Annotated in this window: 19 protein-coding genes; 7 read left to right on the top strand and 12 right to left on the bottom strand. The window is 68.9% G+C overall.

The window, feature by feature from the left end; translation table 11 throughout:
• Positions 1 to 9: 9 nt before the first annotated feature.
• Positions 10 to 660 (bottom strand): flavin reductase family protein, encoded by a 651-nt coding sequence (locus ACYVBN_RS18245; RefSeq protein WP_460601755.1) that lies wholly within the window; start codon positions 658 to 660, stop codon positions 10 to 12.
• 41 nt (positions 661 to 701) lie between these two features.
• Between ACYVBN_RS18245 and ACYVBN_RS18240 the strand changes: the two genes are divergently transcribed.
• Complete coding sequence (locus ACYVBN_RS18240) at positions 702 to 1,988, top strand: heparan-alpha-glucosaminide N-acetyltransferase domain-containing protein (RefSeq protein ID WP_460601754.1); 1,287 nt, start codon at positions 702 to 704, stop codon at positions 1,986 to 1,988.
• On the opposite strand, the gene ACYVBN_RS18235 is transcribed toward ACYVBN_RS18240, so the two are convergent.
• On the bottom strand, positions 1,973 to 3,001 hold the full coding sequence (locus ACYVBN_RS18235; protein WP_460601753.1) for an endonuclease/exonuclease/phosphatase family protein: 1,029 nt from the start codon (positions 2,999 to 3,001) through the stop codon (positions 1,973 to 1,975). The two genes, ACYVBN_RS18240 and ACYVBN_RS18235, sit on opposite strands and share 16 nt — an antisense overlap.
• Before the next feature lie 254 nt (positions 3,002 to 3,255).
• On the opposite strand from ACYVBN_RS18235, the gene ACYVBN_RS18230 reads away from it, so the two are divergent.
• Positions 3,256 to 4,770 (top strand): MATE family efflux transporter, encoded by a 1,515-nt coding sequence (locus ACYVBN_RS18230; RefSeq protein ID WP_460601752.1) that lies wholly within the window; start codon positions 3,256 to 3,258, stop codon positions 4,768 to 4,770.
• Positions 4,771 to 4,817: 47 nt separating this feature from the next.
• Here ACYVBN_RS18230 and ACYVBN_RS18225 read toward each other — a convergent pair whose 3' ends face one another.
• Together ACYVBN_RS18225 and ACYVBN_RS18220 are read right to left on the bottom strand one after the other, a co-directional pair.
• Complete coding sequence (locus ACYVBN_RS18225; RefSeq protein WP_460601751.1) at positions 4,818 to 6,596, bottom strand: hypothetical protein; 1,779 nt, start codon at positions 6,594 to 6,596, stop codon at positions 4,818 to 4,820.
• Between the two features lie 86 nt (positions 6,597 to 6,682).
• Positions 6,683 to 7,390 (bottom strand): hypothetical protein, encoded by a 708-nt coding sequence (locus tag ACYVBN_RS18220; protein WP_460601750.1) that lies wholly within the window; start codon positions 7,388 to 7,390, stop codon positions 6,683 to 6,685.
• A 67-nt stretch (positions 7,391 to 7,457) separates the two neighbouring features.
• On the opposite strand from ACYVBN_RS18220, the gene ACYVBN_RS18215 reads away from it, so the two are divergent.
• The 4 genes from ACYVBN_RS18215 to ACYVBN_RS18200 are packed head-to-tail and all read left to right on the top strand — an operon-like array spanning position 7,458 to position 11,732.
• Positions 7,458 to 8,282, top strand: a complete 825-nt coding sequence (locus ACYVBN_RS18215) for a hypothetical protein (protein WP_460601749.1) — start codon at positions 7,458 to 7,460, stop codon at positions 8,280 to 8,282.
• A 24-nt stretch (positions 8,283 to 8,306) separates the two neighbouring features.
• Positions 8,307 to 9,716, top strand: a complete 1,410-nt coding sequence (locus ACYVBN_RS18210; protein ID WP_460601748.1) for an O-antigen ligase family protein — start codon at positions 8,307 to 8,309, stop codon at positions 9,714 to 9,716.
• On the top strand, positions 9,706 to 10,788 hold the full coding sequence (locus tag ACYVBN_RS18205) for a glycosyltransferase family protein (RefSeq protein WP_460601747.1): 1,083 nt from the start codon (positions 9,706 to 9,708) through the stop codon (positions 10,786 to 10,788). The genes ACYVBN_RS18210 and ACYVBN_RS18205 overlap by 11 nt, the downstream gene beginning before the upstream one ends.
• A complete protein-coding gene (locus ACYVBN_RS18200; protein WP_460601746.1) occupies positions 10,785 to 11,732 on the top strand; it encodes a DUF6492 family protein in 948 nt (315 codons plus the stop codon). Before ACYVBN_RS18205 ends, ACYVBN_RS18200 begins: the two co-directional genes overlap by 4 nt.
• On the opposite strand, the gene ACYVBN_RS18195 is transcribed toward ACYVBN_RS18200, so the two are convergent.
• The 8 genes from ACYVBN_RS18195 to ACYVBN_RS18160 form a co-directional block, all read right to left on the bottom strand.
• Complete coding sequence (locus ACYVBN_RS18195; protein WP_460601745.1) at positions 11,725 to 12,618, bottom strand: class I SAM-dependent methyltransferase; 894 nt, start codon at positions 12,616 to 12,618, stop codon at positions 11,725 to 11,727. The genes ACYVBN_RS18200 and ACYVBN_RS18195 overlap by 8 nt on opposite strands.
• A gap of 27 nt (positions 12,619 to 12,645) precedes the next feature.
• Positions 12,646 to 14,319: a hypothetical protein gene (locus ACYVBN_RS18190; RefSeq protein ID WP_460601744.1), complete on the bottom strand. Its 1,674-nt coding sequence runs from the start codon at positions 14,317 to 14,319 to the stop codon at positions 12,646 to 12,648.
• Positions 14,316 to 16,772, bottom strand: a complete 2,457-nt coding sequence (locus ACYVBN_RS18185) for a glycoside hydrolase family 2 protein (RefSeq protein WP_460601743.1) — start codon at positions 16,770 to 16,772, stop codon at positions 14,316 to 14,318. The genes ACYVBN_RS18190 and ACYVBN_RS18185 overlap by 4 nt, the downstream gene beginning before the upstream one ends.
• On the bottom strand, positions 16,769 to 17,791 hold the full coding sequence (locus tag ACYVBN_RS18180; protein ID WP_460601742.1) for a DUF1839 family protein: 1,023 nt from the start codon (positions 17,789 to 17,791) through the stop codon (positions 16,769 to 16,771). The genes ACYVBN_RS18185 and ACYVBN_RS18180 overlap by 4 nt, the downstream gene beginning before the upstream one ends.
• Positions 17,788 to 18,723: a class-II aminoacyl-tRNA synthetase family protein gene (locus tag ACYVBN_RS18175; RefSeq protein WP_460601741.1), complete on the bottom strand. Its 936-nt coding sequence runs from the start codon at positions 18,721 to 18,723 to the stop codon at positions 17,788 to 17,790. Before ACYVBN_RS18175 ends, ACYVBN_RS18180 begins: the two co-directional genes overlap by 4 nt.
• A gap of 5 nt (positions 18,724 to 18,728) precedes the next feature.
• Positions 18,729 to 19,904, bottom strand: coding sequence for an acyl-CoA dehydrogenase family protein (locus ACYVBN_RS18170; RefSeq protein ID WP_460601740.1), 1,176 nt, complete (start codon positions 19,902 to 19,904; stop codon positions 18,729 to 18,731).
• Between the two features lie 14 nt (positions 19,905 to 19,918).
• Positions 19,919 to 20,173, bottom strand: a complete 255-nt coding sequence (locus ACYVBN_RS18165; protein WP_440280810.1) for an acyl carrier protein — start codon at positions 20,171 to 20,173, stop codon at positions 19,919 to 19,921.
• Positions 20,174 to 20,257: 84 nt separating this feature from the next.
• Positions 20,258 to 20,731 (bottom strand): holo-ACP synthase, encoded by a 474-nt coding sequence (locus ACYVBN_RS18160; protein WP_460601739.1) that lies wholly within the window; start codon positions 20,729 to 20,731, stop codon positions 20,258 to 20,260.
• A 261-nt stretch (positions 20,732 to 20,992) separates the two neighbouring features.
• Between ACYVBN_RS18160 and pth the strand changes: the two genes are divergently transcribed.
• Positions 20,993 to 21,595 carry an aminoacyl-tRNA hydrolase gene (pth, locus tag ACYVBN_RS18155; protein WP_440280812.1) on the top strand — a complete coding sequence of 201 codons (603 nt, stop codon included), beginning with the start codon at positions 20,993 to 20,995 and terminating at the stop codon, positions 21,593 to 21,595.
• Positions 21,596 to 21,665: the final 70 nt, after the last annotated feature.

Genomic DNA, 21,665 nt, shown 5'->3' with positions numbered 1-21,665 from the left:
AGGGTGCGCTCAGAGCAGCCACCGGTAGCGCCCGCGGTGGAACAGCAACGGGTGCTTGCCGGGGCCGACCTGTGCAAGGGATCTCACTTCGCCGATGATCACGTCGTGATCGCCGGCCGGGTGCACGTCGGTCGTGACGCACTCCAACTGGGCGACCGATCCGGACAGCAACGCCACACCCGTCTCGGGTCCTCGATCGAAACGCACCTGGGCCAGTTGACCAGCGGCATCGCGGCCCGGGGTCGCGAATTGGGTTGACAGCTCATGCGATCCGGCGTCCAGGATGCTGACACCCCACCGGGCGGATCGAAGGATCGCCTCGTGGAACCGAGCCGTCTTTGCGATGCACACCAGCACGAGCGGCGGCTCCAAGGACACCGAGGTCACCGAGTTGGCGGTCATCGCGACGTCGTTGTCGCCGGAGAAGGTGGTGATCACGCACACGCCGGTCGCGAGACAACCCATCGCGTCGCGCAGCGAGCGAGGCGTGACCGCTTCGGTCAGGCCGGAGGGCTGCGCCGCGCTCGCATCGACCGACGTGGACGCGAAACGCAGCGCCACGGTGGCGGCGTCGACGTAATTGGGAGAGACGTCATCTGCGAAGTCGTCCGGAGGAGGCGTGTCGGACTGCCATCCCTCCGTCACCGGTGGCCGCGCCATGCATCGCATTGTAGGCGCCCGGCGGGCGACGGGAGCGGACATTGAGATCGCGACCGGCATCAGCGCCGGCGGCTGCCTCACTGCCGACAGCGACCGGGTCGTCGCCGGCCGCACCGGCGTCCGCGGCGGTGCGGGCGCGACGGTGGAGCGCGGTCGAGGGCGGCCGGTTCGTCGGGATCGACGTCGCCCGGTGCCTGGCGCTGCTCGGCATGATGGTGGCGCACATCCTGCCGAAGATGATCGGTGGCCGGGTGCCGTTGGCCCAGCGCGTGGCGACCGGCAATGCAGCGGCGCTGTTCGCCGTGCTGGCGGGGGTGTCGCTGGCGCTGCTGACCGGAGGGTCCACACCGCACACCGGGCGTCGCCGCCGGACCGCCGACGCGGCGGGGATCGTCGTACGGGCCGGGGTGATCTGCCTGATCGGGATGCTGCTGGAACACCTGCACCCGGCGGGGATCGCGGTGATACTGCCTTACTACGGGGTGCTGTTCGTCCTCGGGTTGCCGTTGCTGTGGCTGCGGCCGTCACGGCTGTTCCTGGTGGCCGGGGTGTGGATGCTGTGGGCACCGGTGGCTTCTCAGGCGTTCCGGCTGCTCGACCCGACATCGGTCGCCGGTGGCTTCAGCGGTCTGAGTGTCGCGGGGATCCTGCTCCGGCTGCTGGTGACCGGTGAATACCCGGCGTTCACCTGGCTGGCCTACCTGGCCTGCGGGCTGGCCGTCGGTCGGCTGGATCTGCGCCGCAAGGACCGGGCGATCCAGGTGATGTGCGCCGGTGCGCTGCTCGCGGTGGCCGCGAGCCTCGCGTCATACCTCCTCACGTCCGGCACGGCGGTGCATGCACGCCTCGTGCAGAGCTGGACCGGTCCCGCCGTGTCGTCCTGGCCGGCGCTGCAGCCGCACGTGCAGGCGGGTCTGGAAGGCGTCACCCCGACACACAGCTGGTGGTGGCTGGCGGTGAACGCACCACATTCCGGCTCCGTTGCGGATCTGGCGTTCACGAGCGGGGTGGCGCTCGCAGTCATCGGGCTGGCCCTGCTGGTGACCCGGGTGGCGGCCCGGTGCTGGCAGGTGCTCTGCGGGGCGGGCGCCATGACGCTCACCCTCTACAGCGTGCACCTGATCATGGTGCTGCCGCAGACGTGGCCCGACTACGGTCAGCGCAGGCTGCTGCCGGAGGTCTCGGTGGTCCTGGCCGTCGGTGTCGTGTTCGCCGCGCTGCGTTGGAAGGGGCCGCTGGAGACCGTGGTCGCGGTGTTGTCCCGGTCCGCTGCCAGGGCGACCGATCGAGCACTGCGCCGGCGACGGACCGCTCAGCCGGCGCGTTGAGCCACCGACGCCAGCACGCCGCGATGGTCCGCGCCCGACACGTGCACGGTCCGCGCGGACGAGGCGGCCACCGTGCTCGACAGCAGGATGTGGTCGATCGTCACCAGCCGCGGGACTGGCACGCCCAGGTAGCGCTTGGTCGCCGAGTCCGGCCAGGTGGGCTGAAAACCGCCACGTCGTTGTGCGATGGCGTCGGCATACCCCAGGCCGAGCACGGCTCGGAACGGCACGTTGTCCGTCGTCGCGTTGAAGTCGCCCGCCACGATCGTGGGACGGCGCGCCGGTTGTGGCACGGCGCTGCGCAGGTATGACGTCAGCGCCCGGTAATCCGGGCGCCAGCGCACGGTGTACGGCGGTTGCGGATGCACGGCCACCAGGTCGACATCGCCGAGCGTCGGGGTGTGCAGCCGGACCAGGTCCGCGTGGGACGAATGTGGTCCGCTGCGGACGGAATCGATGGGGTAGCGGCTGAAGACGACGGAGGAGATCGTCTGGTCCGGTTCGGTGCCGATGGCGTGCGGGAGCAGCCGCGGTATGTCGGTCGCCTGCAGTTCGGCGACGCGCCGGCTGTCGAGATCGGTGAGCACCAGGACGTCCACCTTCTCCTGCGCCACCAGTCGCGCCAACGCTGCCGGATCGCCGTACTCGAAGTTCTGGCTGAGGATCACCAATGGCCGGCCACTGGTCGCAGGCCGGGGTCCGACATACAGCGGCCCGATCCACCACAGGTGCAGGGCGAGCAGCACTGCGCCGGCCGCGAGGATGGCACCGACCTCCCGCGTGCGGGCTCGATGTACCGCGAGGAGTACGACGCCGATCGCCACCACGGCGAGGGCGAAGACGGTGCCCAGTGGTGTGAAGGCGGCCAGTTCGACCAACCGTGGTCGTGACACGTCGATCCAGTGCATCGGTGTGAGCACCACCGCCAGCAGCAGGCAGCCGCCGCACATCAACCACAAGGCTGCCCGCACCCACGCCGCCGCCGGGGGGACGCTTCCGTCACGCCGTTGCATGACCCGATGATGGACGAGTTGCGGCACCGATGCCGAGAAGTTCCCGGTCCCTTCCCGGCGCGGCGAAAACGTCTGGGAATCAGCACTTTCCGGTCGGAATTTCCGGTTTCACGGTCCGCTGAAATAACCGATGGCGGCCTCCGCGGCAGCCCTATAGTTCCTAGCGCTGGGCCGGGAGTGACACCAAGCAGAGGTCACCGGGTCCTCCTCCGATTGCTCGGAGTGTTCGCAACCATGGCTGCGCGGGAGGCGTCGTGCCCGATTCGCTTGCCGGCCGAGTGACCCGGGCAGCGCTGTGGAGCGGCGTCAACACGGTGGCCATGCGCTTGTCCGGTGTGGTGATCACCATGGTCATGCTGCGGATCGTGACGCCGGCGCAGTTCGGCAATTACGCCGTCGCGCTCGCGGTCTTCACCGTGGTGAGCTCGTTCTCCGAGCTCGGGCTCACCGCCTGTATGGCGCAGGCCGACATGGACCCGGCCGAGGTCGGTCCCACGGTGTCCTTCCTGTCCATCGTCATCGGCCTCGGTCTCGCAGGCGTGATGTTGCTCCTGGCACCGCAGCTGGCGGTCCTCCTCGGTGCGCCCGACAGCGCGAACGCGCTGCGGATCCTGGCGTTGTGCATCGCGATGGTCGGTCTGTTCACCGTGCCGTGCGGCCTGCTCGCCCGCGAATTCCGCCAGGACGCAATGTTCTTCGGGGCGGCCGCAGCGTTCGTCCCGGGCAATGTGCTGATGTTGCTGCTCGCACTCAACGGTCCGGGCGACATCGCCTTCGCGTGGTCGCGAGTGTTCGGCCAGCTGGTGACCGGTGGTGTGTTGCTGTGGTTCGCCAGGAAGTTCTACCGTCCCCGGTTCGACGCCCGGCAGGCCCGGCGCGTGCTGCGTTTCGGCCTGCCGATCGCGGCGGCGAACCTCGTGGGATTCATGCTCCTCAACGCGGACTACCTGTTCGTGAGCAAAGTGCTGGGCCCGGTGCGGCTGGGCATCTACACCCTTGCCTTCAACGTCAGTTCGTGGGCGACCGCGACGTTGAGTTCGATGGTGATGAACGTGGCCATGCCGATGTTCAGCCATGCCAAGAGCGACCCCGACCGCCTGGGACGGGCGCTGCGCAGTTCACTGAGTCTCATCTGCCTGGCGGCGTTCCCGATCTCCGGATTCACCCTGGTGCTCTCCGGCGAGATCGTCGACACCCTCTACGGGCACCGTTGGATCGATGCCGCCCCGGTGATCGTCGTGCTGGGCGTCTACGGCAGCCTCTTCGTCTGCTCGCTGTTGCTCAGCAACCTGCTGGTCGGTGCCGGGATGCCGACCCGCAACCTGGTCGTGCAGGTGATCTGGCTCGTCGTGCTCGTGCCGGCGATGTTCGCCGGTGTCGAGTTCGACGGAATGCGAGGCGCGGCCTGGGCCCATGTCGCGGTCATCGTGCTGGTCGTGCTGCCGGCATACTTCGCGCTCACCCGGCGGCTGGTCGATCACCTGGGCAGGATCCTGCTGGCGTCGACCATGCCGGCTCTCGGGCTCACCGTCGTCAGCGCGCTCGCGGCGTGGGCGGCCAAGCAGGTGACCGATGTGACGGTGTTGCGGCTCGCCCTGGGGCTGACCGTGGGCAGCGTCGTCTACCTCGGCTTCGGACTGCCGGTGATGGGTCGTTTTCTCCCCGGCCGGGTGATGCGGTTGCTCGGCCGGGTCGGGCTGGGGGACTGGGCACGCTACCCGCTGTACCACCACCTGCGCCGACCGTCGGCCGCCGCAGTGCGTGACTGAGTGCGGCGCGGAGCGAAGGCAGTTCGCCGAAGCAGGCCTCCGTCACCTCAGGTCGTCGTGAGCGCGACGGTGGTCGCGAGCAGCGCGGTGGTCGAGGGATCGGCCGACCCGCCGGCGATCAGCGCGTCCAGCCACTGGTCGTCGAAGAGGTGCGTCTCCCGGACCGGATCCAGCAGCTCCGGGTGACCCCGCCAGTGTTCGGTCACCAGGGCGGTGAGGGTGTCGCCACCCGCCGGTGGCCGCCGGTCGTTGCGCAGCCGTTGGACGATCTTGCGCCGGGCCTTCTGCGCCATCGGAACACCGTTCGCCAGCCGCTGGCGCGGCCCGGGAGCGGCGTATGCCGAGGGTGCGCGCCGGCCGTCCAGCGGGACTTCGGCGAGGCCGGGGTCGAGCCGGCAGACGAGTCGGGCCAGGAAGCCGGCGTGCGCCTTGTCTGCGGGCGCCAGTGAGTTGGCGATGTCGATGAACCGCGGATCGAGCATCGGATTCACCGTCGCCCGGCCCAGGCAGACCGCGCTGTCGGTCACTCCGGCCCAACGCTGCATGCGCTCGTAGAGGTACAGCTGGTCGGTCGCGTCCGGCCACGCCATGCCGGATCCCTGCAGGATGCGGTGCACCTCATCGGTCGCGAATTCCCTTGCCCACGGACCGAATTCGCGGTCCAGTGCATCGGGCGACACCGAGTCGTTGGCGAACATCCGCCATCCGACGAGGGCGCGCGTCAGCGGTCGCGCGACGGGGTAGCCGACGACCGGGCCGACGTAGTAGAAGCCGCGGGCCACCTCCCCGCCCAGGCCGGAGATCCGGTCCCCCTGCGGGAAGGTCGACTCCACGGTCAGCAGGGCGGCGTGGGCGACCGGGTCCGCCATACCGTTCAGGTCGCGCGCGGCGGACATGACCAGGTCGTGTGCCGCCGCCGGGTCCATGTCGTCCAGCCGCGACAGTCCCTGGACGAGGTGCCGCATCCCGTAGCGCTCGGCCAGTTGCCGGGCGATGCGGACGTCCTCCGAACCCGGACCGCTCTCCAGCGTCAGGACCCGGATGCCGCGCCGCCGGTCGGGCGGGATCGCCGCCAGCAGGATGCGAGAGTCGAGGCCCCCCGTCAGCTGCAGTATCGCGTCCGGGTGGTCGTCGAGGTAGTCGACCACGTAGTCCCGCAGCAGCGCCGAGGCATCGCTGACGGCCCGGTCCAGCCGCGCGCGGGGTCGGCGCGCGTCGGGCGCGTAGTGGTCGATCATGGATCGGCCGTGGCGGAGAGTGACACGCTCGCGCTGACGCAACTTGTCGACACCGCCGAAGAGCGTCCGATGCCCCAATTGCCAGCCCAGCATCGCCTGGACCGCGAATCCCGCACGGTCCAGGTGCGCGTCGTCGAGGTGTGCGAGCGCGAGGCTCGAGGTCGAGACCGCACTCCAGCCGTTGCCCTCGCGGTGATAGACGTGCCGGTAGCCGAGCGCGTCGGTGACTGCCCGCACCGTGCTGTGCGGGGCGGCGTCGCGGGCATCGTGCTCGATCTGCACCGCAGCGAACGGCGGCATCAGCTCGGCGATCGAGTGGCCGCCGGCCACACCGTTCGCCAGGTCGATCTGCCCGGTCGGGACGTCGGCGTGCGGCCCTCGGGCCAACCCACTGACGACGATGGGGGAGCCACCCGCCCGCTCCGTCGCCAATTGCCCCCAGACGGCCACCGTGACGTTGCCGTGCCGCACCGAGGTGGGTGCGATGACGCCCGCACGTCGCAACGCGACGGCGGGATCAGGGCCGCCCCGCTGCTCGTCGCAGGAAAGGACGAGAATGCCCCCGGTGTAGCGGTCCACGTCGATCATGCCGGCGAGTATGGCGGCGGCACGGCCCCGGACGGGGTGATTGTGCAAGACGCACGGACCCGCGGAATGTCACCGCACCGGACCGTTCAGAACCAGGATTCACGACCTCGCAGGAGCTGTGTCATGGCCGCGATGGTGAGCGCGGAGACCATCGCCATTCCGGCAAGTGCCCGAGTGCGGCTGCCGGAGACGAAATAGACCGGCGGCGGTCCGGAACTGACCAGGATCTTCACCCGCTGGTTCGCGGCGACATGCTTGGCATCCTCGCGGGCGGTCACACTCGCGCGGATGCGGCTCACCAGATTGTCGATCTTCGCGGTCACCGCCTCGGCGGTCGGCCCCGTCGCCTGCACCTGCATTCCCGCTTCGCTGAAGGAGTAGGACCACTGGCCGCCGACGTTGGGTTGGATGACCGAGGAGCCGTCATACACACCGCTGTCCAGCAGCGTGACGTCGCCGGACACGGCCTGTGGCGGGGTGTGCAGCCCGGTGACCGCGCGGACCGTGATGCCGGCCAGGTCGATCAGGCTGTGGCGGGACTCGGACGTCAGCGGATTGATCGCCTGGGTGAACGGGTCACGAGCGTCTTGTGGATTCGGCGAGGCGAAGGTCACCTGAACCGTTCCCTGATAGGCGCCGTGAATGCGATAAGCCCACATCCAGCCCGCTGTCAGACACACCAGCACGAGGAGCAATGGCGCACGGGTACGTAGCAACCGAACCCTGTTGTCGAGGGGTTGTTTTCGCAGGACCGGTACCACGGAGAAAACCTGCCTTCCGCTGAGGTGGTCCATAAAGTAACAGCGGGTCGACGGTGAACCGGAAATAATTTCGTCGAAATCTGAACGGAGGGGGATCCCGTTGAAGGTAGATCTCTCAGGAGCGCTACGTCGGCGTTGGTATGTCGTCCTCCTCGGTTTGTTGCTCACCCCGATGTTGTGCCTCGGCGCTCTGCAGTTCGTCGGCGTCAAGTACGAGGCCAAGGCGATGCTGGTGCTGTTGCCACCGGGCGCGAGCGTGCCCAAAGCCGGCAATCCCTACCTCAACCTGGGCAGCATGCAGCCGGTGGTCGGTGTTCTGTCCGATTCGATGCTCAGCCAACAGACCGCTCAGGCCGTGCGCGAGGTGAGTCCCACCGCGAGCTATACGGTGGCCCCGGACCCAGCGACGAGCGGCGCCGTGCTCATCATCGATGTGAAGGACACGACGTCCTCCGGTGCCGCGAACGTGATGAAGCTGCTGGCCGCGCTGGCGCCGCAGCAACTCAACGAACTGCAGTCGGCGGCGAACACACCGTCACCGGGGCACATCACCACCGACCTGGTGGCGCAGGACAGCAAACCCGTTGCCAGCCATAAGAGTCAGCAACGCGCCGCGCTGCTCGTCGCGGCGCTCGGCGTGGCATTGACCGTCCTTGCTGCGGCGTTCACCGATGGTTTCGCCGGCCGGCGAAGCCGGCGGCGCGCAGCCCGTCCCGGTGGCCGGCGCAGGGGCAAGGGCAAGGGCAAGGGCAAGGGGCACGACAGCCTGACACCACCGGCAGTGCCCCGCGACAGCGAGACGGCGGCCGTCGACGACCTGATCGGCGCGACGAGTGACGCGTCCTCCTCCCGCATCGCATTGGACCCCGACGACGAGCCGGCACTCAGCGGTCTGGACGCACCGCATCTGAGCAGTCGTTCCTGACCTGGCGGCGTCGCGAAGGCAATGATGACCGACCTTCAGGTCCGTGCGACGGAACAGGCGCTGGACGCCGAACCGGCCGGTGCGCCCGCCGCGGACTGGCGCATCTGGCGCTTCGACGCCACGGCGGTCCTGTCGCTGTATGTGTGGATGTTCGCCTTCATCCCGTCCGTGCTGGTCTTCGCACCACTGGGCGCCGCCGGCACACCGGCCCAGATGCTCGGCATCCTGGCGTTCCTGTGGTGGGCCGCCGAGCGGCTCCGGCGCGGCGAGCGAGGGCACGTGGGCGGAGCGACCGTGCGGTTCGGGCTGACTGCCTATGCGTGGGGGATGACCGCTGCGTACGTCGCTGCCGCGACCCGACCGATCGCTCCGTTGGAGATCAACGGTTCGGATCGGTCGTTGATCAGCCTGGTGGCATGGAGCGGCGTGCTGCTGGTCGCGCTCGACGGCATCGCCAGCCGTGAACGCCTCGCCCTGCTCGTGCACCGGATCGCGGTGTCCGGCGGTGCCGTCGGGGCACTCGGCTTGATCCAGTTCGTCACCAAGCGACAGTGGATCGATCTGATCCAGATCCCGGGACTGAGTTTCAACTTCGATCTGGAGACGGTCAGCCGGAGCGGCTTCGACCGCCCGGCCGGGACCGCGACCCACCCGATCGAGTTCGGCGTGATCATCGCCATGTGCCTGCCGATCGCCATCCACGACGCCATGCACGGCCGCGAGGGCCGATCGGTGCTGCGCAGGTGGTGGCCGGTGGCCGCGCTCGCGATGGCCTGTCCGGTGAGCATCTCCCGCACCACGATCATGTGCCTGGTGCTGTCCCTGCCCGTCGTCGTCGCGGCCTGGCCGCGCCACCGGCGCCGGGTGATGTACCTCGTGACCCTCGGGGTACTCGTGGTCTTCTACGAACTGGTCCCCGGAATGCTCGGGACCTTGGCCGGCATGTTCACCGGGATCAGCACCGACGGCAGTGCCAAGTCACGCACCGACAGCTACGCCTACGCCTTTGAATTCATCGGACGCTGGCCGATCTTCGGCCGAGGCTACGGAACCTTCCTGCCGCAGTACCGGATCCTCGACAACATGGCCCTCGGTGTGCTGATCGGCGGCGGGGTGGTGGGTCTGTTGTTGACGATCTGGTTCGCCCGCGCCGCGATCGTCACCGCCGTACGCATCATGCGCAGTTCGACCCGTGGCATGTGGTCGGACTCACTGTCGAGATCGCTTGCGGCTGCGGTGATCTCGGCGTTCGCAAGCTTCGGGACGTTCGACACGATGGGGTTTCCGATGGTGCCGTGCCTGCTCTTCCTCGTCGTCGGGATGATCGGGGCGCTGGCGCGCATCCACGCGGCCGACCCACCGCAGCCCCTAGCCGAGTCGCGCGTCACGCAACGGGTGATTCGTGCCGAGCAGGAGGACAGACATGTCGATTGACGAGCTTTCCCGGCCGGCTCCGGCGCGGGAGTGCGCGGACGCCGCGATCATCTGTGTCACCCACAACAGCGCCGACCTGGTCGCCGGTTTCCTGCATGCCGTCCGGGCCGACGACACCACCGCGACCTACCGGGTCGTGGTCGTGGACAGCGCGTCCACGGACGGCACGCCGGAGGTGGTCCGGGCCGCCTCACCGGCGGTCGACATCTGCGTGATGACGGCCAACTGCGGATATGCGGCGGGCATCAACGTCGGTGTCGACCATGTTCGAAGGACCGGGGGAGCCAGGGCCTTCGTCGTCGCCAATCCCGATGTCGTGCTGGGACCCGGTGCCGTCAGGTTGCTGGTCAACGCCTTGGAGCTGGAGGGCGTCGGGGTGAGCTGCCCGAAGATCGTCGACCAGCACGGCGTCCGTGACGATTCACTCAGTCGATTGCCCAATGTGTGGGCAGGGCTGGTGAGTGCCTGCGTCGGCGCCCGGCGGACCGCAGCGCTCGGGCTGCCGGTGGAGGTCATCCGTGACACGTCCGCGTATGGGCGCGCACATGCCGTGGGATGGGCGTGCGGTGGTCTCCTCGCCATCTCCGGGCAGTGCCTCGATCGAGTGGGTCCGTGGAACGAGGAGTACTTCATGTACGAGGAGGAGGTCGACTTCTGCGAGCGCGTCGCGCAGGCCGGTCTGCTGGTCTGGTACGTGCCGCAAGCCGTCGTCGCCCGCACCGTGTTCGGCGACGCCAACGCGCCCTGGCGGCATGCCCTCTCCCAGATCAATCGCATCCGCCGGGAGAGCCGGACCGGCCGCGGTGCGTTGCGCCGGGCGCAGTTCGTGCTCGAGAACACCCTGCGCTTGCGGCGCGCGCGATCCCGGGCGGCCCTGTGGGCAGTCATCACCGATGCGACACCCGACCAGGTCATGCGTCGCTATCGCGACGACACGCGGATCCGGGTGGGGCCGAGGGATCCGTCGGATCCCTCGATGCCCGCCGACTACGTCGTGCTCACCGGCGAGCGGGTGCCGTCCACCCGTGCGGTCCCGTCGCTGACCCGAGCCGCCGGGGGTGGTGCGCGATGAGCACCAGGGACGCCAAGAACGGCGACGCGCTGGCGATCGTCACGCCGACCTACTCGGTCGACTACGCGGTCTTCACGCGATTGCGCCGGTCGGTCGAACGCTTCGCGCCACCCGGGACGATCCACTACCTCATCGTTCCCGAGGAGGACGTGCCGCTCTTCGCACCGTTCGGCGGACCGAGTTGTGTGGTGTGGTCGGCGCGGGAGCTCCTCACCACATCGATCCGCTTGACCCCGTGGTTGTCCCGGCTCAGCGACCGGCTGCCCCGCGTGCCGTCGTCCGCGCGCGTGGTGGCGATCGAGCCGCGCCACCCGTTGCCGCCGATCCGGGGCTGGATCCTGCAGCAGGTGCTCAAGCTCGCCGCAGCGGATCGACTGGCGGCGGCGACGGTCCTGGTGGCCGACTCCGACGTCGAACTCATCCGGCCGGTCCGAGCGGACGTGTTCCAGCACGACGGTCGCACGGTGCTCTACCGCCGTGACAACGCGGTCACGACGGCGTTGCCGGACCACGTGCGATGGCACAAGGCGGCTCGTGCGCTGTTGGGATTGCCGATGATCGAACCGCCGTACCACGACTACATCAGCGGCTTCATCGCTGTGGACGCCGAGGTGGTGAAGCTGTTGCGAGCTCACCTGGAACGCCGGCACGGTGTCTCCTGGCAGCGGGTGCTGGCACGGCAGCTCCACTTCTCGGAGTGGACCCTCTACGGCGTCTTCGCCGACGAGGTGCTCGGTTGGCGTGACCGACCCGAACTCCACCGGGGCCGCTCACTGTGTCACGAGTACTGGGGCACCGTGCCGATGCACGACAAGGAGATCCACGACTTCACCGGTGAGTGTCGCCCCGAGGACGTCGCGATGATGATCTCCGCCAAGTCACGCACCGCGATGCCGGTGCGTCAGGCCGCCTGGGAACTGCTCGCGCAGCCTGCGATCAGCTGACGGCCGGCACCGGCGCAGGACCCTCATTTCCTCGCGACGGTTCGTCATTCGGTCGTCGCCGGGTGACGACGTAGAACCACGCCGAACGATCCGCGGCGTCGGACGGGTCGATCGGCAGACCGAGATGATCCACCAGGCGCGTCCCCCCGAAGCCATGGGCCGCCACCTCGGCCCGGGCTGCGTCGGGCGTGACGTAGTGCACGATCAGGGACCAGTCGTGCGTCGGCATGGTGTCGATCGCCCAGTCCTGGTGATCCTCGAAGAGGTCCGTGTGGTGCCGGACGTTCCGGAAACCGGTCAGGTGCATGGCCGGGTGCAACACGGCCCGCGCCGCGAACCTGCCCACCCGGTACGGCGACGGCGGCTTGCCGGGTGCGTGGACGGGGCCGGGATGAGCACCGAAGAACGGCCCTGACCGGTTCAGGGTCGAGTAGACCAGCAGTCCACCCGGGCGCAGCACCCGCGCGAACTCGCTCAGTGCCCGCGACCGGTTCGCGTGGTCGAGCGAATCGATGCCGGCGTTGCTGAAGAAGACCAGGTCGACCGACCGGTCCGCGAACTCCAACGAGCACGCGTCGCCGAGCCGTATGTCGGCCCACGGGCAGTTCTGCCGGGCCGCTTCGACCATCGCCGGCGTGTAGTCGACCCCGGTGTACCGGGCGGTGAGCAGCCCGATCAACCAGCTGGTCCGTCCGGCGCCGACGCCGACGTCCAGGATGCGGCTATCGCGGACCTCGTCGGCCAGCTGCCGGATGACGACGCGTTCACCGGCGTCGTTCCAGTTGAAGTGGGTCCGGTAGGTGGCAGCGGTCGCCGTCCAGACCGGATCGTTCACATCTGCGGCCACGGGTGCTGCTGGCACGGGGTGGGCCGGACGATCGCTCATGTTGTGCTCCTTGGCCCGGGACGCGTACTACCCGCTCGGGAAGCGGTCACGAAGGTCCCGATGGATGAAGGTGACCACGGCCTGTTGGCCGTCCTGAGTCATGAGCGGGTGGTCGATCCGCTCATCGATCGGCAGCCGGAACATTCCGGCCCGCCGCCAGCGCCAGGAGAAGAGCCCGGACCAGAAGGCCGACTCCCAGAAATGTCGTCCGTCGTCCGGACTCATCAGCAGCACGACCGCCGTACCACGGCGGATCAGGCTGTGTATGGCGGAAAGCGGTGCGTTCCGCACGGCGACCTGCCGGTAGACCCGCCATGCGATCAGCCGCCTGCGCGCGACGGCGGCCGAGCACGGCATCGAACGGGGCAGGAAGGCATGGCCGACCGGTCGGGCCACCAGCCGCTCGTCGCTGTGCAGCCGCTGGCCACGACTGGTGTCGTAGATGGTCAGGATGACGTTGATCGGGTAGACGACCGCGACCGGGACACGCATCGCCGCCTCGAGCGCGCTGTACGCACCGGAACACAACGAGACCAACGCGATTCGTTCAGCGCCGAGCGTCCCGCACACCAGTGGATCGGACAGCGCGTCCGGCAGGTCGGTGAGCCACTGCGGACAGTACAGATCGCCGAAGGTCTGTCCCTGCCCGGTCGGACTGTCACCGGTGCCGGACTGGCTGAGCCGGATGCACCGGAAGCCGTCCGCAGCGAGCGCCCGCGCCATGTCGACCCATCGACGTCCGGGACCGGTCTGTCGGTCGTTGGCGACATTGACGAACACGACCGTCACTCCGCGCGTTCGCTCGGCCGGTTCGGTGCAGATGCCGAACAGGCCCACGTCGCCGAGCCGGATCGCCGACTCGATCACCGTGGGACCGTCATGCTGGGGCAGGTCGACCGTGGCGCACGGGATCTTCAGTGTCGCGGGCTCGCCACGTTCGACGTGTTGTTCGATCCACCCGACGACCTGCTCGACCGCGGCATCCGGCACGGTGTTCTTGTCCATCGGGACGTCGAGCATGTCGGACATGCCGGAGCAGGTCTGCCAGTGCACTCGGTCCGAGGGCGGCAGCCGCCGACGCAGTCCGCGCGGCGCCGGCCGGTCGTCACGGTTGAGCACCAGCACCGTGTCGCCCACGATGCCGGCGTCCAGTGTGGCGGGGTCGATGGTGTGCAGATCCATGACGGTCTGCGGCGCATAGAGGTAGCCCGGTGTCTCGATCGATCCGTCGTGGCGTTCGGTGGCGCCCGGGCTGCGCGCCAGACCTTCCCGCAGCATGCTCTTGCCGCTGCACGCGTCCCACAGGACCAGGAGGTTCTGATCAATGGCGCCACGGGCCAGTGCGGTCGCGAGAAGTGTTGCGCCCACACGCATCCCGAGCCCGCCCAGTTGTGGGACACCGGTTGCGCGCAGGGCGTCGTACGCATCGGTGATGCTGGTCAACCACGCCGCGACGCGGCCCTCGTCGGTCCAGCGGCCCATCGAGTCGCCGGTGCCGTGATAGTCGAAACGCAGTGTCGCGATCCCCTTCCCGGCGAGGCCCCAGGCCGTACGACGGATCGTCTCGTGGGCGTTGTGTTCCTCTTCCCCGATCGGCGGGCACAGCAGGACGCCGTAGTCGGCGCAACCGGAGTCGGGCGTGCAGAACCACCCGAACAGCGCACGGTCCGCCGGTCCGAACCAGGTGGGGGTGTCGATCACATCGCCACCTCGATCCGAGTCGAGCGCACGGCGTTCAGCGCGGTGACGTCGCCGCGCGGCGGACCCGGCAGCGCGTCGGCCCGGCGGTGCAGCGGCACCGACCGCGGCACACCGGGCAACAGATGGAACCAGCTGTCCTCCGGTTGCCAACCGTCGATGCACACCTGCACCCATTGCGCGAAACGGGCAGCGGAGACGTCCAGCACCCATTGCCGCGAGGCATCCTGGCGGGCTGTCGCCGCCAGCCCGAGGTGGGCGTCCACCGGCCGCAACCGTTCGCCGGCCACGAAACTCGCCTGGGAGACCTCGGAGCCGTCCGCTGCGACGAGGGTCACCGCGACGACGTCATACGCTGGAGGACCGAAGCGGTGCACATAGCTGATGTCCCGGAAGCCGCCGAGCGCCGTCGCCAGATCGACCGTGGTTCCCGGTGCGGGCGCTCGTACGGGAACGGTGATCGCATCGGCGATGTGCTCCCCGTCCTGGACCAGGTCGACACGGAGCGTCCCGTCCCAGGTGCGCGGGCCGTCATTGGCGACGTGTATGCCGAGCCCGTTGACGCCCTCGTCGGTGATCATCACGGCGACCGGTTGCATCAACCGCCGCATCACGTACCACGGTGCCTTGGGCCGGCCGTGCCCGTCGACGATGCCGATCCCGCCGCCGAAGCCGACATCGTGACCCTCGAAGACGATCGCACCGGCGCAGGTGGAGCCGGGCCGACGCCATTCGGAGAGCACATCGTCGAAGACGGTGGCGACGGTTGCTCGCGCGACCGCTGCAGCGCGGGCGCCGTCGGACCGGCGCAGCTCGATCGGGTCGAGCCCGAAGAGGTGGCGGGTGTACCACTCTCGAACGTCCTCCAGATCCCACGACGACTGGGCATCCCTGTGGATCAACGCTTTCCACGAGGGATGGTGCCCGAGCCGGCGGTGCGCCAGGACGCCGTCGACACTGTCCTCGACATCGGCCGGGCACGCCATACACAGGCACTCGGAGGCGAACCGCACTCCCGCGCGGCGGGCGTCGGTTGTCGGCTGGAGGTAGGCGCCGACGCCGTAGTAGTGGGAGGGCCCGGAGCTGACCATGCTGGGCAGGGGGCTCTCGCCGGGCGAGCTACGCACGTATGGCGTGCCGGGCGCCAACTCTTCGACCAGCTGCGGAATGTCCTGTGCCGCGACCGACGCGACCCACCGGTCCGGTGGCAGGCCGAGATAGGCGGCCTGTTCCTCGGCGTCACTGCTCCCGCACAGCACTGCCAGGCAGGGCCGTCCGCCGAAGGCCCGCAGCAGGTGCTCGACCTCCGCGCGCAGATCGGCCGCGAAGTCCACGTCATCGGGCGCGTCGAAGAACGCCAGCATGCAGTCCTGCCAGACCAACAGGCCCAGGTCGTCGCAGTGGTCCAGGAAGTCGGTGCTGGGATAGACACCGGTGCCGCTGACGCGCACGATGTTGTGCCCGCCGTCGCGCACCGTCTGCAGCTGCTGCCGCACCGGCCCGTCCTGCAGGGAGATGGGGTCGGTCGGTGACCAGCAGGCGCCACGGGTGAAGATCGGGGTGTCGTTGACCAGCAATGTGAAGGCGCCGTCGGTGCGGTCGACCGCGACCGTGCGGAAGCCGACGCGTCCGACCGGCAACTCGGTCTGCCCGGCGACGAGGACGACGTCGTAGAGCGGCTGGTCGCCATGTGTGTGCGGCCACCAGCGTTCGACGTGTGGCAGGTGGACCCGGGCGCTGACGACGGCGGCGTTGCGCCGCCGGGTGACGTCACAGGGCGCGGTGACGTGCCCGACCCGGATCTCCACGGGTGCAGTGCTGCCGATGCCGGTGACCTCGACGGTGACCTGGACGGTCCCCGACCCATCCGGAGCGCACTCGGCCCGCAGCGCGGTCGTCCGGGCGTGGCGGTCGTCCGCACGATGCAGGGTGAGCGGTCGCCACGGGCCGACGGGGGCCGGAGCCGGGACCCCGCCGACCTGGCGACCGACCAGCGAGGTGCGGATCCAGCGCAGGTTCTGGTGCACCAGATCGGGGCTCTTCCACCGCGGCCGGGGATGGCGTCGGGCCAGCACGGGTTGGAGCGAGCGGCAGTGGATGTGGAGCAGGTGAGCGCCCTTGTCGAGCCTGATCTCGGCGCGCTGACCGACGAACATGTTGCGGGTCTCCAGCACGGGCTCGTCGTCGATCAGCACCTCGCCATACGTCGCCAGCCCGTCGCTGACCAGGGTGTAGCGGCCTGCTCTGTCAGTGACGAACTCGCAGCGCCACCACCAGTCCTCGTTGTCGTAGTCGCGCGCCAGCGCACCCGGGTCCCCGGCCAGCACGAGCGCGTGCGCCGCGGTCCCGGGCACGGGCGCGGGCGTCCAGCCGTGCCCGGGCGCATCCGTGGACCCCACAGCTGCGGCAGCGCACTCCCATGAGGCGCCGGCGAGCAGATCGGCCGCAGCGTTCACGACCCGACCAACGCCGCGGTGAGGGTGCGGGCCCGCTCCCACTCGTGAGCCATCTGGCGCATGCTCTGCCGCAGATCGATCGTCCGGCCGCGAGCGACACGAGCAAGCGCGAACTGCAAGGACTTGGCCTGGTCCGCGAGGTGCATCCACGGCTCGGCAGCCGCACGGGCATCGGCCGGACCACCGCGGTCGGCGAGCCAGGTCAGGAACGACGCCGCGGTCTCGGCGGATGCTCCGCATTGCCGCACGGTCCCGAATGCCCACAGGTGGAACGTCTCCGGTGGCTGGTTCCGCAACCAGGGCAGGTCGGTCGTCATCCGTCCCGCCAGGCGGGTGACCGGGTTGTCGACCGGTGCTCGCGCGATGTGCTCGGCGAGCAGGTCCACGGCCAGTGCGGTCGCCTGCCGGTCGGCCAGCCGGCGCATCCCCTCGAGCCGGATGATCTCCGTGTATGGCGGCAGGGCGCCGGACGCTGCATGCTCGCCCCGCCGGAAGACGCCGTCGAAGTCGTCGCCCTGCAACTCGAAGTAGCCTGCATTGTGGAAGTAGCCGAGGAACCGGCCCGCGACATCCACCGCATTCGGCACGATCGTCGACTTGACGTGCTCGAGTTGGTACGCGACCCCTCGTGTGTCCGGCAGGTGGAAGGAGTCCGCCTCGACGGTCATCAACCGACCGAGCGAGAGTTGTTCGACGACGTGCTCGAGCACGCCGCGCCAGGGGTTCATCTCATGCACGTCGATGCCATAGGCACGCCGCAGGTCCGCCTCGGGGTACTTGAAGAAGGTCCATTGGTCGCCCTCGAAGTCTGCGCCGACTGCGAAGGCGCCGGCCACCATCGGGTCCAGTCCGAGGCAGTGCAGCACCTCCCACCAGACGTCGACGTAGCAGTTGGTCTCGGTCCAGATCCGGTCGGTCGAGTGCAGTGCATGGGTCCGGTAGTCGTCGGCGCGCACCGGCAGCAGCTGCGTGGTCACCGAGGGCGGTGCCTCGGCGGCGGGCCAGCGGTGGATGGTCATAGTGCCAGCTGCGTCCGCACCGTGCTCGGCCAGCACTGCGGGTCGAGGCCGTGGGTCTTCAACAGTGCCAGGGTGATCCGTTCCATCCCGAAGCCGATGCAGGCCGAGTGCGCCGTGTCGCCGTCGGCGGTGCGGATCGAGAACGGCCCGCCGAAGTGGTCGATGTGGTAATTGCCCGAGGCGATCGCTGTCGGGAACTCCGCGGAGGTGATCGGGCAGACGATCTCGTACTTCAGGGCGGTGTCACGCTGGTTCGCTGCCAGCATGCGGCCGGCGCGTCCGAAGAACGGGTCGTTGGCGACGACCTTGCGAACCGCAAGACCCAGATCGCCAAGGATGCGCAGCGCCCGCTCGAGCCACTCCTCCCGGTGCGCGACACAGACCTCCGGGTCGCCTACGGCGACGAACTCGTGCTGGCGGAAGACCTGCATCCGAGCCGGGTCGATGCTCGGTTCGTGGCGGAAGCAGAACCCTTGCACCTCCATCCGCCGGCCGCCCACCGGCAAGGTGCCCGTCAGGCTCGGGTAGAGCGGGTGGCAGGCCGCCGAGCACAGCATCACCTCGGCGGGCGTCAGGTACTGCGTCCAGTCTGCACCCGAGTCCAGCGCCTGCAGCAACTCGGCATGGTCACGATCGTCGCCCACGAAGGTGTCCACCGACCCGGTCAGGTCGGGGAAGGAACGCAGGTAGTCGCTGCGGACGAACACGTCCCGCGGCAGCACGGGCGGGAAGAACAGCAGCGGTTCGTACCGGTCGGCGCCCTCGGCCGACACCCGACGTTCGAGACCGCGGACCACGGACTCGAAGACGGCCGAGCGCTGATAGAGACCGTCGACCGAGGTCGCGACCAGCACGCCGGAATCGATCAGCTCCGTGCGGAATTCACGTTGTGCCGCCAGCCGGTCGGTGGCGAGAGTCGTGTGCTGGACCATTGTTCTCAACCCCGTGACACGAGCAGCAGTTGGGCGTTGTTGGCGTTGATGCGATCGTTGTTGACCATCAACTGGGCGCCATACGCATCGCGCAGCAGCCGCCCGAGCGTGAACGGGCTGTGGTTGGCGTAACCCGCCATCCCGCAGATCAGCAGGGCTCGCTGGACGACGTCGACGACGAGTGTGGAAGCCGAGACCTTCAGGGAGTTCATGTTGATCGCGAAGCCGATCGACGTCGTCTGCGACTGGTCCTCGGCGATCGCGGTGTAACGATCGCGGGCGGCGATGACCAGGTCCTGGAACTGCTGCAGCACCGTGGTCAGCTCGGCCAGCCGCAACGCGTTGGGCGGTGTCACATCCGGGTTCTTGCGCGCGGCCGCTTGCACGAAGCGACGCGCCTTGTCGCTCGCGGCGCTGGCGATCCCGAACCAGAGAGACGACCACAGGATGTGGGAGACCGGCAGCATCGTCTGCGAGGAGATGTCGCCGTACGGGACCGGCAGGACGTCCTCGAGGTCACCGGTCACCGACAGGACGAAGCCGAGACTGCAGGTGCCGCGGAAACCGAGCGCGTCCCAGCCGGATTTCGGCTCCAGCGTGACGTTCTCGCCTCGGCACAGCACGAGCACCTGATCGTTCGGTGGGCTGTTTTGCGTGCGCCGGGCGGTGGCCAGTATGGCGTCGGCGTGCTGCCCGTAGGAGATGACCGGGGCCTGCTTCGTCAATGAGAAGCGGTCGCCGTCGGTCTCGACCGCGCAACTGCTGTTGCGGACGTTGCCGCCGATGCCGACCTCGGTGGTCGCGGACGCGAGCAGGAGCCCCTCGGCGGCGACGCGCCGGGTGAATTCGCGCAGCGCCGCGTTGCTGCCGTGCCGCACCAGGCAGGCGACCTGGATCTGGTGCATCGCGTAGACCATCGCGGCCGACGAGCAGCCCTTGGCCAGCTCGGTGATCGACCGGGCGACATCCTCCAGTGACCACCCGAGCCCGCCGTCGGCGACGGGTATGAGCGCGCCGAGCATGCCGGCATCCCGCATCGCCCCGATCGCCTCGGAGGGGAAACGCGACTCCCGGTCGACCGATTCGGCCGCCGGCGCGGCGACGTCCGCGGCGATCGCGGACGCGATCTCGACCGGTGACAGGCTGGTGGGGGCGACGACGGTCTCGGCAATGCTGGACATGCGATCCTCCGGCTTCAGGCAGGTAGCTGCGTCTGATCGGTGAGCTCGCGCAGCGCCGATTCGATTGCGATGATTGATTCGAAAGTGCTCTTGCGCAGCATCGAGTCCGGGAATTCGATGTCGAACTCGTCCTCCAGACCGAGCATGACGTTGACGCTGGCATGTGAGGTGAGTCCGGCTCGGTAGAGGTCGTCCTCGCGGCCGAGTTCCTCGACCGGACGGGGCAATCGGCCGTATGCCGCCAGGACCGACTTGATGCGTGTTTCCATTGCTGAGTCCTCCCTATCGAAGATTCGAACGTCGTGGCTGGTGGTCGCCGATGGTCCGAGCGCCACGCCCAGCTGTCGGGGCAGTCATCGGTCGTCCTCCGGTTCGCGGAAGCCGATGGCGACGGCGGTCGCCACGGCGACCTCCCGGTCGTGCGAGAGCGATATCTCGAAATTGAGCAGCTGGTTGTCCTCGGCGAGTGTCTTGGCGCCGCGGACCAGTCGCACGCCCACCCACCCGCCGGGCATCCGGACGATTTCGATGTCGCGCCATTCGGGGATGATGCTGAGCGGCCGCAGCGCTTTCAGCACGGCTTCTTTGGCACAGAACCGCGCCGTCAGCCCCGGAGCGAGCACGTACGGTTCGGCGTCGTAGCCGCCGCACGATTCGACCTCCTGCGCGGTGAACATGCGATCCAGGTAGCGCCGGCCGTGCCGCTGTATCGATTCGGTGACACTGGCGATGGCCTGCACGTCGGTGCCGACGCGGAGTATCAGCGACGACGAGACCTGGTCCGCGCCGACTCCGGGCTGCGGTGAGGCAGCGGTTCTGGCAGCCATCAACTGTGACCTCCGGTCTGTGGCGGACGGGTGTGACCCGGTGCCCTCGGAACGAGACGGGGGACGGTTGATCGCGGCATCACCTCCGGCGGTCACGACCGGCCGCGACTGCGGCGGGACGACCGTCCGAGATATCGGTGAACAACGAATGGCCGCCCCCTCATAACTGCGGTAAAACCTGGGTGAAGTCCCCTCGGCCGAGTCAGTAAATCCGACCCCGGAAGGCGTCGCGGATTAATTGCACCGTCAGGGGATCGGGTCATGAAGTCGTCGATCGGGCGGCCCGTATACCGTGTTCTCGTGTTCCTCATCGTCGGTCTCGGCAACCCCGGCCCCAAGTACGCCGGCAACCGGCACAACGTCGGCGCGATGGTGATCGACCGGCTGGCGTCCGATGCCGGCACGGGCCTGCGAGCCCACAAGGCCGGCGCACTCGCCGCGCAGGTGCACGTCGCCGGCCGGCCGGCGGTCATCGCGACGCCGACCAGCTACATGAACGAGTCGGGCGGCCCGGTGGCGGGCCTGCTGCGCTTCTTCAAGGTCCCGCTGGAACACCTCATCGTGGTGCACGACGAACTCGACATCGATTTCGCGACCCTGCGGCTCAAGCGCGGCGGCGGCGAGGGCGGCCACAACGGCCTGAAGTCGATCAGCAAGTCGGTCGGCAGCAAGGACTACCTGCGGGTGCGGGTCGGCATCGGCCGGCCCCCGGGCCGGATGGACGCCGCGGCATACGTGCTGAAGGACTTCAACGCGACCGAGCGCAAGGAGTTGGACTTCCTGGTGCCCGACGCCGTCGAGGCCGTCGAACTGCTGATGACCAAGGGGCTCACGGACAGTCAGAACATCGTCCACGCCCGCTGAGCAACCGTCGCGGCGCCGCGGCTGTCGCCGGCCACGTCTAGAATTGACCTCGTCAACCCCGTCTCGCCTG

Source organism: Flexivirga lutea (genome assembly GCF_054778955.1).
The sequence above is the reverse complement of the archived record's forward strand: the minus strand, read 5'-3'. Positions and strand labels throughout refer to the sequence as shown.